The organism is Variovorax sp. Sphag1AA (genome assembly GCF_014192575.1).
GTDB lineage: Bacteria > Pseudomonadota > Gammaproteobacteria > Burkholderiales > Burkholderiaceae_C > Variovorax.
Map to the genome: position 1 here is coordinate 658,834 of NZ_JACHYC010000001.1, position 13,573 is coordinate 672,406.

Sequence of the window (13,573 nt, forward strand, 5' to 3'; positions counted from 1 at the left end):
CGCCAGCCTGGCGGGCCGGGGGAATTTCTACAACAGGGATTCGCGCGGCACCAGCAGCACCTGGTCGTCGCCGGCGCTCGTGGGAAGCCACACCACTTCGAGCTTCGGAAAAGCCGTTTCGAAGTGCTCGCGCTCGTTGCCGATTTCAAGCACCAGGACGGCAGACTCGCTCATCCGCGCGGGCGCGTCGGCGAAAAGCTGACGGATGAAATCCATCCCGTCGGTGCCGCCGGCGAGCGCGAGTTCAGGTTCGGCGCGGTATTCGGCCGGGAGTTCGCTCATGCTCCGCGCATTCACATAAGGCGGATTGCAGAGGATGAGGTCATACGGCCCGCGCACAGTGGCGAGCCCATCCGATTGGAGGAGCGTGACCCGGGCATCGAGCTCGTGGCGCGTGACGTTGATTGCCGCGACTTCAAGTGCCTCGGTCGAAATGTCCGCCGCATCGACGGACACATCCGGATAGGTCATTGCCGCCAGAACCGCGAGGCTGCCGTTGCCGGTACACAGGTCGAGCACATTGCGCGTGCGCTCGCTGAGCCACGGGTCGATGGAGCCATCGGCCAGCAGTTCGGCAATGAAGCTGCGCGGCACGATCGCGCGCTCGTCGACGTAGAAGGGCACGCCCTGGAGCCATGCTTCCTTGGTCAGGTACGCGGCGGGCTTGCGCGTCTGGATGCGCTGGTCGAGCAATGCCGCGACGCGCGCCGCATCCGCGGGTGACACCTCACGCTCAGCGACACCGTCGAGATCATCGAGTGCCAAGCCCAGACGCCACAGCACAAGCCACGCTGCTTCATCGAAGGCATTGGTCGTCCCGTGGCCGAAAGAAACACCGGCATCGGCCAGTTGCTGTGCGCCGGCCTCGACAAGTTGAATCACCGTGCTCATACGTGAAGCAGCGCTTCGAGCCTGTCCAGCGTGCGGCGATAGATGTTCTTGAGCGGGTCGATTTCGGCGACCGTGATGTGCTCGTCGATCTTGTGGATGCTGGCGTTGGTTGGCCCCAGTTCCACGACCTGCTTGCAGATCTTGGCGATGAATCGCGCGTCGCTGGTGCCACCGCTGGTCGACAGTTCGGTCTCGATGCCGGTTTCGTCGTGGATCGCCTTCCGGACCGCCTCGACGAGTTCGCCCGGCTTGGTCAGGAAGGGGAGGCCGCCTACCGTCCAGGCGAGGCTGTAGTCGAGTCCGTGCGAGTCGAGCACCTGATGCACGCGCCGCTGCAGCGATTCCGGAGTGGATTCGGTCGAGAACCGGAAGTTGAAGTCGATGACCGCCGAGCCCGGGATCACGTTGCTGGCGCCGGTGCCAGCGTGGATGTTGCTGATCTGCCAGCTCGTTGGCTGGAAATACTCATTGCCGGCGTCCCAGCCACCGGCGTCGTTGATTGCCACCAGTTCGGCCAAGGCAGGGGCGAACTGGTGCACCGGATTCCTGGCGAGGTGCGGATATGCGATATGGCCTTGCACGCCCTTGATCGTCAGCTTGCCGCTCATGGTGCCGCGGCGTCCGTTCTTGATCATGTCGCCGCAGCGCTCCACCGCGGTCGGCTCGCCGACGATGCAGTAGTCGATGCGTTCGCCGCGTGCCGCCAGGGCATTGCAGACGATGACGGTGCCGTCGACGCCCGGGCCTTCCTCATCGCTGGTCAGCAGCAGCGCGAGCGACAGCTTTGGCGCAGGCGTCGCCGCAAGGAACTCCTCGATGGCCACGACAAAGGCCGCGAGCGAGGTCTTCATGTCGCACGCGCCGCGTCCGTAGAGCTTGCCGTCGCGATGCGTGGGAGTGAAAGGGTGGCTGGTCCACTGTTCGAGTGGGCCGGTCGGAACCACGTCGGTGTGACCAGCGAAGGCGATCGTCCGGCTTTCAGCGCCGACTGCGCCCGCCCGCACGGCCCAGAGGTTGGTGACCCGGAAATCTGTCGGACCGCTTTCGATCGTCTCGAGCTTGAATCCCAGCCGCGCCAGCCGCTCGCCAAGGATCCCCTGGCACCCCCCGTCGTCAGGGGTGACCGAGGGTCGGGAAATCAGTTGTTCGGCAAGCTGGAGCGTTCGGGACATCGAAAGGGCAGTTGGCTCACAGACGCACGTCGAGCGTGATGTCCGTGAAAGTGGGTTCCTCGGTCTGTTCGAGGAAGGAGCGATCTTCGTTGGGCGTGGAAGGCGCCTTGCGGTTCTGCAGGCGCCACATCAGGTTGGTGGGCGAATCGGCTTGCGCCAGCCCTTCCTCGCGGGTGACCAGATTTTCGGTGATCAGCCGGGCGATGTCTTCTTCGAAGGTCTGCGACCCCTCGGCCATCGATTGCTCCATGGCTTCCTTGACCGCGGTGAAATCGCCCTTGCCGATGTGTTCGGCGATCAGCGCGGTGTTGAGCATGACCTCGAGTGCCGGCACGCGCGCCCCATTGGGCGTCCGCAGCAAGCGCTGGGCGACGACGGCGCGCAACGCGCCGCTGAGGTCGCCGAGGAGGGTGGGGCGCACTTCCACCGGATAGAAGCTCAGGATTCGATTCAGCGCGCGATAGCTGTTGTTGGCGTGCAGCGTGGCCACGCAGAGGTGGCCCGACTGCGCGTAGGCGATGGCGGCGGTCATCGTCTCGCGATCGCGGATTTCGCCAATCTGGATCACGTCGGGCGCCTGGCGCAATGCGTTCTTGAGCGCGATCTGGAGCGACTGCGTGTCGCTGCCGACGTCGCGCTGGTTCACCAGCGACTTCTTGTTGGTGAAGGTGAATTCGATCGGTTCCTCGACCGTCAGGATGTGGCCCGTCGCGTTTTCGTTGCGGTAGTCGAGCATCGACGCGAGCGTGGTGCTCTTGCCGGCGCCGGTGGAGCCGACCATGAGAATCAGCCCACGCTTTTCCATGACCAGGGTCTTGAGGATCTCGGGCAGGTTGAGATCGTCGAAAGCCGGGATGACCGAAGCGATATGGCGCACCACGACGGCATAGGTGCCGCGCTGGCGCATCGCGCTGATCCGGAAGTTGCCTGCGCCTTCGAGCGCGATCGCCATGTTGAGTTCGCCGGTGCGTTCCAGCTCGGCGATGCGGCTCTCGTGCACCACCTCGGCAAGGAGGCTCAGGGGCGCCTCCGCGGGCAGGATCTGCGCATTGATCGGCATGCAGTTGCCGTTGATGCGGATCTGCGCCGGGGAGTTGGCCGATAGGTAGATGTCGGAGGCCTTGCGTTCGGCCATCAAGCGAAGAATCCGCTCCATCGTGTTCATCGGCTCACTCTCCTCAACGTGTCTGTTGTGAATGGATTGGTGTTACGGCCGCCCCCTCAGACGGCCGATTGCTCTATCAGTCGCGCAGCAGCTCGTTCAGCGAAGTCTTGGCGCGGGTTTGTGCGTCGACACGCTTCACGATGATGGCGGCATACAGGCTGTACCGGCCGTTGTCCTTGGGCAACGTGCCGCTGATCACAACCGATCCGGCGGGCACACGGCCATAGGTGACTTCACCGGTGGCGCGGTCGTAGATCGGCGTGCTCTGGCCGATGTAGACGCCCATCGACAGCACCGAGTTTTCCTCGATCACCACGCCTTCGACCACTTCGGAGCGAGCGCCGATGAAGCAGTTGTCTTCGATGATGGTCGGGCCGGCCTGCAGCGGCTCGAGCACGCCGCCGATGCCGACGCCGCCCGACAGGTGCACGTTGGCGCCGATCTGGGCGCAGGAGCCGACGGTGGCCCAGGTGTCGACCATGGTGTTTTCGCCGACGTAGGCGCCGATGTTCACGTAGGAGGGCATCAGCACCGCGCCCTTGGCGATGTAGCTGCCGCGGCGCGCGACGGCCGGGGGCACGATGCGAACGCCTGCGTCCTTGAGTTCGCCGGCCGACAGGTGAGAGAACTTGGTCGGCACCTTGTCATAGAAGCCGAGCGAACCGGCTTGCATCTGCTCGTTGTCCTTGAGGCGGAACGACAGCAGCACTGCCTTCTTGATCCACTGGTGCACGGTCCACTGACCGACGGCTTCGCGCGTGGCGACGCGCAGGCTGCCGTTGTTGAGTTCGGCGATCACGTGCTCGACGGCGTCGCGCACTTCCTTCGGAGCGCTGGAGGCGGAGATGTTGGCGCGGTCTTCCCACGCTGCGTCGATGGTCTGCTGGAGTTGTTGGGTCATGGAAGAACTCGGTTCTGGATGAATTGGACGATGCGTTGCGCGGCTTCGGTGCACTCGGCGGTGTCGGCGACCAGCGCCATCCGGATGCGCCCGCGTCCCGGATTGCTGCCGGCCACGTCGCGGGCGAGATAGCTGCCGGGCAGCACCGTCACATTGTATTGAGCGTAGAGCTCGCGAGCGAAAGCCTGGTCGTCCCCCTGCCACGAGGAGGGAACACCGGCCCAGAGGTAGAAGCTCGCGTCAGGCAGGCGAACGCCGAGCACTGGCTCCAGGAGCGGCGTGACGGCCGCGAACTTGGCGCGATATTGCGCTCGGTTCTCGACGACATGCTTTTCGTCGGTCCACGCCGCGATGCTGGCCGCCGCGACGGTGCCGCTCATCGCACTCCCGTGGTAGGTGCGATACAGCAGGAACGACTTGATGATGGCCGCATCGCCCGCGACGAAGCCGCTGCGCAGCCCCGGCACGTTGCTGCGCTTGGACAGCGAGGTGAGCGCGATCAGGTTGCGGAAGTCACTGCGCCCGAGCTTGGCTGCAGCTTCGAGCCCGCCCAGCGGCGGTTCGTCGCGGAAGTAGATCTCGCTGTAGCACTCGTCGGCGGCGATGACGAAGCCGTGACGATCCGAAAGCGCGAAGAGCTTTTTCCACTCGTCCAGCGGCATCACCGCGCCGGTCGGATTGCCGGGCGAGCAGACGAATACGAGCTGGGTGCGCGCCCAGACCTCATCCGGCACGCTGTCCCAGTCCACCGCGAAATTGCGCGACGGCACGCTCGGCACGTAGTACGGATCGGCACCGGTCAGGAAGGCCGCGCCCTCGTAGATTTGATAGAACGGATTGGGCGACATCACCACAGGCGTGGGCGACTTGCTGGCGTCGACCACCGTCTGCGCCAGCGCGAAAAGCGCCTCGCGCGACCCGTTGACCGGCAGCACTTGCGTCGCCGGGTCGAGGCTCAATCCATAGCGCGTCTGCAGCCAGCCGGTGAAGGACTGGCGCAGTTTCAGGTCGCCCGCCGTGGCCGGGTAGACGGCGAGGGCGGCGAGGCTGGAGGACAGTGCCTCCTTGATGAAATCGGGCGTCGGATGCTTGGGCTCGCCGATGCCCAGGCTGATGGGCGTGTACTGCGGGTTCGGCGTGACGCCCGCGAAGAGTTGTCGCAGCCGCTCGAAGGGATACGGCTGCAGTTTGGCGAGCAAGGGATTCATGGAGGCGAATTATCGTGGCCGAGCAGTGGTGCTGCCGCCTGAAGCCGGGCCTGTATCGAGAGGATCAGCATTTCGTGCGCAGCCGGGTCGGCTTCGCGCAGCTTGTCGAGCGCGGCGATGGCTGCATCGGCCAGCTCGGCACGGCTCTCTTTCTTGACGGCCTCGATTTCGACGTAGGCCGCTTCGAGTTTTTGGAGCGACACGTCGGCCTTACCGGGGGCGACGACGTCAGAGCCTTTCGCGGCCAGAAGCACTTCGGTGATCCAGCCGAGCTGTCGCCCGTAGCTGGCGACATCGAACGCCTTCTTCTCGAGCAGCCCATTGCCGGCCGACGGAGGGATTCCGGCAAAGAACCAGTTCGTGTCCGGCTCGATCTGCTGCGCCACGCTGCCGCTGAAGGGGAGATGAAACACCGGGGACCAGAACCAGAGCCACGGAAACATCGTCTTCTCCTCGTCGGTGGGGCCTTGCGGATCGATCAGAGCTTCTTGACCAGCACCTGGCTCTTGCGGTCCCAGTTGTACTTGCGCTTGCGCGCCTCGGGCAGCCAGTCGGGGTTCACCTGCTGGAAGCCGCGCTTGAGGAACCAGTGCATGGTGCGCGTCGTGAGCACGAAGATGCTGTCGAGCCCCTGCGCCTTGGCGCGGTGCTCGATGCGTTTCAGGATGCGTTCGCCGTCGCCCTGCGCCTGCGACTGGGGCGACACCGTGAGTGCCGCCATCTCCGCGGTCTTGGCTTCGGGGTAGGGGTAGAGCGCTGCGCAACCGAAGATCACGCCGTCGTGCTCGATCACCGTGTATTGGCCGATGTCGCGCTCGATCTCGGTGCGGCTGCGCTTGACCAGCGTGCCGTCGCGCTCGAAAGGCTCGATGAGCTGGATGATGCCGCCGATGTCGTCTGCCGTCGCTTCGCGAAGCGATTCGAGCTTCTCGTCGATCACCATGGTGCCGATACCGTCGTGCACGTAGATCTCGAGCAACAGCGAGCCGTCGACGCTGAAAGGAATGATGTGGTTGCGCTCGACGCCCGCTTCGCAGGCCTTCACGCAGTGCTGAAGGTAGAAGGCGGTGTCCGTCGGACGCTGGGCAGGCGCCAGCGAGGCGAGGAGCTTCTTCGCCGCATCGAGGGGAAGCTCGGTGTCGATCGGGTTGTCGTCACTGATCGGCTGGCTGGCATCCTGCGCAATGCCGGGAATCTCGGTCAGGAAGATCAGCTTGTCCGCTTGAATGGAGATCGCCACGCTGGTCGCGACTTCTTCCATGGTGAGATTGAACGCCTCCCCGGTGGGCGAGAAGCCGAAAGGCGACATCAGTACCATCGCGCCGAAGTCCAATCCGCGGCGGATGCCCGCTGCATCGACCTTGCGAACCAGCCCCGAATGCTGGAAATCGATGCCATCGACCACGCCGACCGGCCTCGCGGTAATGAAATTGCCGGAAATCATGCGCACCGTCGAGCCGGCCATTGGCGTGTTCGGCAGGCCCTGGCTGAAAGCGGCCTCGATTTCGTAGCGGAGCTGGCCGGCAGCCTCCTGGGCGCAGTCCAGCGCGACCTCGTCGGTGATGCGCATGCCGTGCGAGTACTTCGCCTCGTGGCCCTTGGCGCGGAGCTGCTCGTTGACCTGCGGCCGGAAGCCATGCACCAGCACGACCTTGACGCCCATGCTCTGGATCAGCGCGAGATCCTGCGCAATGCTTTGCAACTTGCCCGCGGCGATCGCCTCGCCGGCCAGGGCAACCACAAAAGTCTTGCCGCGATGCGTGTGGATGTAAGGCGCCACCGAGCGGAACCAGGGGACGAAGGTGAAATTGAAGACGGTGGACATTGGCGGGGGTAGGGGTCGAAGGAGGCCGGTCGCAAGATAATTGCGGATTTTCCCCGAACTGCCCGCCTTGTCTTCGCCCCCACTTCGAATCGAGTTTCCAGAATCCCTGCCGGTGTCGGCCCGGCGCGACGAAATCATGGCCGCCATCGAGGCGCACCAGGTCGTCATCGTCTGCGGCGAGACGGGTTCGGGCAAGACCACGCAGTTGCCCAAGATCGCCCTGGCGCTCGGGCGCGGCAAGCTGAACGCGCCACCCGGCAAGGGCCGTCTCATCGGCCACACCCAGCCGCGTCGGATCGCGGCATCGTCGGTCGCCAAGCGCATCGCCGAAGAGCTGAAGACGCCGCTGGGTGAGGTGGTCGGCTTCAAGGTCCGCTTCCAGGACCGTCTCTCGCGCGATGCCTCGGTCAAGCTGATGACGGACGGCATCCTGCTCGCCGAGACGCAGACCGATCCGCTGCTGAAGGCCTACGACACGCTGATCATCGACGAGGCGCACGAACGCTCGCTCAACATCGACTTCCTGCTGGGCTACCTGAAGGAGATCCTGCCGCGCCGTCCGGACCTGAAGGTGATCGTGACCTCGGCCACGATCGATGCCGACCGCTTCGCGCAGCATTTCGCATCGGCGAAGGGGCCGGTGCCGACGATCATGGTATCGGGGCGCACCTTTCCGGTCGAACAGCGCTATCGCCCCTTCGAGGAATCGCGCGACTACGACCTGAACGATGCCATCGCCGACGGCGTCGACGAGCTCTGGCGCGACCCGCACAACGCCGGCGACATCCTTGTCTTCCTCCCCGGCGAACGCGAGATCCGCGAGGCGGCAGATCATCTTCGCAAGCACCTGAGCCACCAGCCCGTGATGCGCAGCGCCGACGTGCTGCCGCTTTTCGCGCGGTTGTCGCAGGCAGAGCAGGACCGCATCTTCGACGGGCATACCGGCCGACGGATCGTGCTGGCCACCAACGTCGCCGAAACCTCGCTGACCGTGCCGGGCATCCGCTATGTGATCGACGCCGGCACTGCGCGCGTCAAGCGCTACAGCTTCCGCAGCAAGGTCGAGCAATTGCTGGTCGAGCCGATCAGCCAGGCTGCGGCCAATCAGCGCGCCGGTCGCTGCGGGCGGGTGGCGAACGGCATCTGCATCCGGCTCTACGACGAGAAGGACTTCGAAGGCCGTCCGCGCTTCACCGACCCCGAAATCCTGCGTTCGTCGCTCGCCGGCGTGATCCTGCGGATGAAGTCGCTGCACCTGGGCGATGTCGAACGATTTCCGTTCCTCGAAGCACCGCAGAGGCGCGCCATTGCCGACGGCTATCAGTTGCTCAACGAGCTCGGCGCGGTCGATGACGCGAACGAACTCACGCCCACCGGCTTGGAGCTGTCGAAGCTGCCGCTCGATCCGCGCGTCGGCCGGATGATCCTGGAGGCGCGTTCGCGCGGTGCGCTCGAAGAGGTGCTGGTGATCGCCAGCGCGCTGTCGGTGCAGGATGTGCGCGATCGCCCGCTGGAAGCGCAGCAGCAGGCAGACCAGGCCCACTCGAAGTTCGACGACGACCGAAGCGAGTTCAGCGGTTATCTGCGGCTGTGGAAGTGGATTCACGAGGGGCGCGGCGGCCACGGCGACACCCACAAGCTCAGCAACCGGCAGTACGAACAGTTGCTGCGCCAGAATTTCATCAACGTGCGCCGGGTGCGCGAGTGGCGCGACATCCACTCGCAGCTCCTGACCGTGGTGACGGAACACAAGTGGCGGATCAACACGCAGCCGGCGACCTACGACGCGCTGCACATGTCGATGCTGTCGGGCTTGCTGGGCAACATCGGCTGGAAGCTCGAAGACGACGAGGCGTACCTCGGCGCGCGCGGCATCAAGTTCTACCGCCACCCGGGCGCGCATCTGAAGAAGAAGCCCGGGCGCTGGATCGTCTGCGCAGAGTTGGTCGAGACCACCCGCCTCTTCGGACGCGGTATCGCCAACATCGAACCGCAGTGGCTCGAACAGGTCGGCGGGCATCTGCTCAAGAAGCAGCTGCTCGATCCGCACTGGGAAAAGAAGGGCGCGCAGGTTGCCGCGCTCGAGCGCGCCACGCTGTACGGGCTCGTGGTGTACAGCGGGCGCCGCGTGGACTTCAGCCGGGTCGATCCGGCGGCGGCACGGGAGATCTTCGTTCGCGAGGCGCTCGTTGGCGGGCAGTGGGAGAGCAAACTGCCGTTCCTCGCCGCCAATCGCAAGCTGGTGCGCGAGGTCGAAGCGCTGGAACACAAGTCGCGCCGTCAGGACGTGCTGGTCGACGACGAGTTGATCTACGCCTTCTATGACGCCCAGGTGCCGGCGGATATCGCGAGCGGCCAGGGCTTCGAGAGCTGGTATCGCAATCAGTCAAAGGAAGCGCCGCGGCTGCTCTATCTGACGCGCGATGAGCTCATGCGCCATCAGGCGGCCGGCATCACGACGCAGGCGTTTCCGCCGACGCTTCGGCTCGGCGGCGTCGATTGCGCGGCCACCTACCTGCACGAGCCCGGCGATGCCAAGGACGGGCTCACCGTCACCGTGCCGCTCTTCGTGCTGAACCAGGTCAGCGAGGAGCGCTGCGAGTGGCTGGTGACGGGCATGCTCAAGGACAAGATCCAGGCCCTTCTCAAGAGCTTGCCGCAGAAGCCGCGTGCGCGACTGGTTCCGTTGCCGGAAACCGCATCGCGCCTTAGCGAGGTGTTCGGCGCGCCCGAGATGTTCGGCCACGGATCGCTGACGGACGCGCTGCTCAAGCGCGTACGCGAGGAAACCAGCCTCGACGTTAAGCGCACGGATTTCAAGCTGGACATGCTGCCGCCGCACCTGTTCATGAACCTGCGGGTGGTGGACGAACACGGGCGACAGCTCGGCATGGGGCGCAACCTCGGGGCGTTGAAGGCCGAGCTTGGTGCGCAAGCCCGCGGTGCGTTCCAGGCGCTCGCGGGTCTCAATGTGAAGAAGGCGCCGGAAGAGCAGGCCGCCGCGATTGGAAAGCAGCGCGACGAACGACCGGCAAAGGCAGTTGAGGCGCCGGCTGCTGCGGCGCCGGCAGGTCAGCGCTACACCACATGGACCTTCGGCGAGTTGCCGGAGCTGATGGAAGTACGTCGCGGCTCGCAATCGCTGATCGGCTTCCCGGCGCTGGTCGACGGTGGCGATGCCGTCACCATCGAAGTCTTCGATGAGCCCGCGGTCGCCGCTGCCAAGCATCGGATCGGCCTGCGGCGGCTCTTCGCCTTGCAAATCAAGGACGCCCTCAAGTACCTCGAGAAGAACATCCCCGATCTGCAGAAGATGGCGGTGGCCTTCATGCCGCTCGGCACGCTGGAGGAATTGCGCGCGCAGATCATCGATGTCGCGCTCGACCGCGCTTTCCTGCAAGACCCGTTGCCGACCGACGAGGCCGGGTTCAAGCGCCGTGTGGAAGAAGGGCGCGGCCGGCTGACGCTGATCGCGAACGAAGTGGCGCGCCTTGCCGGTGTGATCCTCGCCGAGTACGCCGTGGCGGCACGCAAGATCAAGGACACCAAGATCCAGCCGACGGCTACAGGCGATGCGCTGCAGCAGTTGCAGCGGCTGGTCGGCAAGCGCTTTCTGGTCGACACGCCTTGGCCGCGTCTTCAGCATTTCGCGCGCTACCTCAAGGCGATCACGCTTCGTCTCGACAAGCTCCGCGCCGACCCCGACCGCGATGCGCAGCGGCTGGCCGAGCTTCGCCCGCAGGAGCAGCGCTACTGGCGCTTGCTCGCGGAGCGCAAGGGCGCGGCCGACGAGCGGATGGGTGAATTCCGCTGGCTCCTGGAAGAGCTGCGTGTGAGTTTCTTCGCGCAGGAACTGCGCACACCGCAGCCCGTGAGCGTCAAACGTCTCGACAAGCTCTGGGTGCAACTCGAAAGCTGAGCGGCTATGGTGCGCGCATGAAAAAGCCCGCCGAGGCGGGCAGTTCGCATCTTCATGCGCTGGAGCAGGACGCTATATCCGCCCCATGAGGAGCAGCACGACCACGACCACGAGCACCAGGCCCAGGCCGCCGCTCGGACCGTATCCCCAGCTGTTGCTGTAGCCCCAGGTCGGCAATGCGCCGATCAGTAGCAGGATCAGGACGATCAGCAGAATCAACGAAAGTGACATGGACTTCTCCTTGGGCGGAATCAACCGAGGAGTCCATGGTCGAGGCAGGGCGTCGAATCCATCGCCGGAAGGCACCCCCTCCGGCGGTCAGGACTCTCCTACCGTCTTTGTCAGAGCCGGGCCAGCCGTTCGAGGGCGTTGTGGAGGGTTTCGTCCTTCTTGGCGAAGCAGAAGCGCACCACGCGCTGGTCGAAGCCGTCGCCGTAGAAGGCCGACAACGGAATCGCAGCCACGCCGATTTCACTTGTGAGCCATTGACAGAAATCGGATTCGTTGAGGTCGCTGACCTCGCTGATGTCGACGCATTGGAAATAGGTGCCGGCGCTGGGCAGCAGCTTGAGCCGCGTCTTCGAAAGTCCTTCGGCGAAGAGGTCGCGCTTGCGCTGGTAGAACGCCGGGAGTTCGAGATACGGCGCCGGGTCGGCCATGAAGTTCGCCAGCGCATGCTGCATCGGCGTGTTCACCGTGAACACGTTGAACTGATGGACCTTGCGGAATTCCGCGGTCAGCGGCGCCGGCGCGGCAACGTAGCCCACCTTCCAACCGGTGACGTGGTAGGTCTTGCCGAAGCTGCTCACGATGAAGGTGCGCGCCGCCAGGTCCGGAAAGCGTGCTGCGCTTTCGTGCTTCGCACCGGCGTAGACCATGTGCTCGTAGACCTCGTCGCTGATCACCAGCACGTCGGTCGGCGCGAGGAGTTCCTCGAGGCGGCGCATCTCGCCTTCGGTCCAGACGGTGGCGCTCGGGTTGTGCGGCGTGTTGATGATGATCGCGCGTGTGCGGGCAGTGAGCGCTGCGGCGATCTTGTCGAAGTCGGGCCGGAACGTGCCCGGCGTGAGCGGCACTCGCACCACCTTGCCACCGGCAAGATCGATGTTGGGGACGTAGCTGTCGTAGCACGGCTCCAGCACGATCACCTCATCGCCCGGACGGACTACCGCAAGGATCGCGGTGATGATGGCTTGCGTCGCGCCTGCCGTGATGGTGATCTCGCTCTGCGGGTCGTAGCTGTGGCCGTACAGCGCGGAGATCTTCGATGCGATCGCCTGCCGCAGCGGAAGGATCCCTGGCATCGGCGGGTACTGGTTGTGGCCGGCCGCCATGGCGTCGGTCACCGCCTGCAGCAGCTTCGGATCGCAGCCGAAATCGGGGAATCCTTGCCCGAGATTCACCGCGTTCTTCTCGACGGCCAACGCCGACATGACGGTGAAGATGGTGGTGCCCACGGCGGGCAGCTTGGTCTGGACTTCAGGGGTGCGTGCAGTCACGGTGGGGGTACTCACAGGTCGTAGTCTTGGTGCTGTCCGCTCAACGCCTTGGCGATCAGGTTGCGATCGAGCCGGTCCGAAAGGAGTTCGGCGAACTTGAAGACGAAGTTGCGAAGGTAGGCGCTGCGCTTGAACGCGACGCGCGCGATGTTGACGCCGAAGATGTGACCCATCGGGCGCACCACGAGGTCGCTGTTCGATTCGTCGCGCACCGCCATCTCCGCGACGATGCCCACACCGAGCCCGAGCCGCACGTAGGTCTTGATGACGTCGGAATCGATCGCCTCGAGCGCGATGCGCGGCGTCAGCTTCTTGTGCGCAAAGGCGTGGTCGATGCGCGTGCGGCCGGTAAACGACGGGTGGTAAGTGATGATCGGCTCGGAGGCGAGGTCCTCGAGCGTGATGCGTTCCTTGGTTGCCAGCGGGTGCTCCTTGGGCAGCACCAGCACGTGCTGCCACTCGTAGCAGGGCATGGTCACGAGGTCGGCGTAGTCCGAGAGCGATTCGGTGGCGATTCCGATCTCGGCGATTTCGTCGATCACCATCCGTGCCACCTGGTCCGGCGAGCCCTGGTGCAGGCTCACGTTGACCTTGGGGTACGCCTCGCGCAGCTTGGCGACCGGCACCGGCAGCACGTAGCGCGCCTGGGTGTGTGTCGTGGCGATCGAGAGGGTGCCGCTGTCCTGGGCGCTGAACTGTTCGCCGATTCGCTTGAGATTGCCGACCTCGCGCATGATCAGCTCGATGCTCGCCAGCACGTGTTGACCGGGTTCGGTCACGCGTTTGAGCCGCTTGCCGTGCCGCGCAAAGATTTCTACACCCAGTTCTTCTTCGAGTTCGATGATGGCCTTGGACACGCCCGGCTGCGAGGTGTGCAGCGCCTTGGCGGCTTCCGTCAGGTTGAGGTTGCGCCTCACAGCCTCTTGCACGAACTTGAACTGGTGAAGATTCATAACAAATTCCGTCTTATTCGGGAATTCATTATGCCTTCGG

The 13,573-nt window shown here is 64.8% G+C and carries 11 protein-coding genes; 1 reads left to right on the forward strand and 10 read right to left on the reverse strand.

Annotation, left to right across the window (positions count from 1 at the left end; all coding sequences use genetic code 11):
• Positions 1-27 precede the first annotated feature (27 nt).
• The 7 genes from prmB to argA form a co-directional block, all read right to left on the reverse strand.
• Positions 28-891, reverse strand: coding sequence for a 50S ribosomal protein L3 N(5)-glutamine methyltransferase (prmB, locus tag FHW64_RS03265; RefSeq protein WP_184523013.1), 864 nt, complete (start codon positions 889-891; stop codon positions 28-30).
• Positions 888-2,063, reverse strand: coding sequence for a succinyl-diaminopimelate desuccinylase (gene dapE / locus FHW64_RS03270; RefSeq protein ID WP_184523014.1), 1,176 nt, complete (start codon positions 2,061-2,063; stop codon positions 888-890). Before dapE ends, prmB begins: the two co-directional genes overlap by 4 nt.
• Positions 2,064-2,079: 16 nt before the next feature.
• The gene (locus FHW64_RS03275; protein WP_184523015.1) at positions 2,080-3,228 is read right to left on the reverse strand and encodes a PilT/PilU family type 4a pilus ATPase; all 1,149 of its coding nucleotides are present in this window, start codon (positions 3,226-3,228) and stop codon (positions 2,080-2,082) included.
• A 76-nt stretch (positions 3,229-3,304) separates the two neighbouring features.
• The gene (dapD, locus tag FHW64_RS03280; RefSeq protein WP_184523016.1) at positions 3,305-4,129 is read right to left on the reverse strand and encodes a 2,3,4,5-tetrahydropyridine-2,6-dicarboxylate N-succinyltransferase; all 825 of its coding nucleotides are present in this window, start codon (positions 4,127-4,129) and stop codon (positions 3,305-3,307) included.
• Entirely contained in the window at positions 4,126-5,337 is a 1,212-nt protein-coding gene (dapC, locus tag FHW64_RS03285; protein WP_184523017.1) for a succinyldiaminopimelate transaminase, read from the reverse strand. Before dapC ends, dapD begins: the two co-directional genes overlap by 4 nt.
• The gene (locus FHW64_RS03290; RefSeq protein WP_184523019.1) at positions 5,334-5,723 is read right to left on the reverse strand and encodes a hypothetical protein; all 390 of its coding nucleotides are present in this window, start codon (positions 5,721-5,723) and stop codon (positions 5,334-5,336) included. Before FHW64_RS03290 ends, dapC begins: the two co-directional genes overlap by 4 nt.
• 92 nt (positions 5,724-5,815) lie before the next feature.
• Positions 5,816-7,162, reverse strand: a complete 1,347-nt coding sequence (argA, locus tag FHW64_RS03295; RefSeq protein WP_184523021.1) for an amino-acid N-acetyltransferase — start codon at positions 7,160-7,162, stop codon at positions 5,816-5,818.
• A 136-nt stretch (positions 7,163-7,298) separates the two neighbouring features.
• Between argA and hrpA the strand changes: the two genes are divergently transcribed.
• Positions 7,299-11,081 (forward strand): ATP-dependent RNA helicase HrpA, encoded by a 3,783-nt coding sequence (hrpA, locus tag FHW64_RS03300; protein WP_409350600.1) that lies wholly within the window; start codon positions 7,299-7,301, stop codon positions 11,079-11,081.
• A gap of 72 nt (positions 11,082-11,153) precedes the next feature.
• On the opposite strand, the gene FHW64_RS03305 is transcribed toward hrpA, so the two are convergent.
• The 3 genes from FHW64_RS03305 to FHW64_RS03315 form a co-directional block, all read right to left on the reverse strand.
• Positions 11,154-11,312 carry a DUF3309 family protein gene (locus tag FHW64_RS03305; protein ID WP_184523023.1) on the reverse strand — a complete coding sequence of 53 codons (159 nt, stop codon included), beginning with the start codon at positions 11,310-11,312 and terminating at the stop codon, positions 11,154-11,156.
• A 110-nt stretch (positions 11,313-11,422) separates the two neighbouring features.
• A complete protein-coding gene (locus FHW64_RS03310) occupies positions 11,423-12,595 on the reverse strand; it encodes a pyridoxal phosphate-dependent aminotransferase (protein WP_184523024.1) in 1,173 nt (390 codons plus the stop codon).
• Positions 12,592-13,533, reverse strand: a complete 942-nt coding sequence (locus tag FHW64_RS03315; RefSeq protein WP_184523025.1) for a CysB family HTH-type transcriptional regulator — start codon at positions 13,531-13,533, stop codon at positions 12,592-12,594. The genes FHW64_RS03310 and FHW64_RS03315 overlap by 4 nt, the downstream gene beginning before the upstream one ends.
• Between the last annotated feature and the right edge of the window lie 40 nt (positions 13,534-13,573).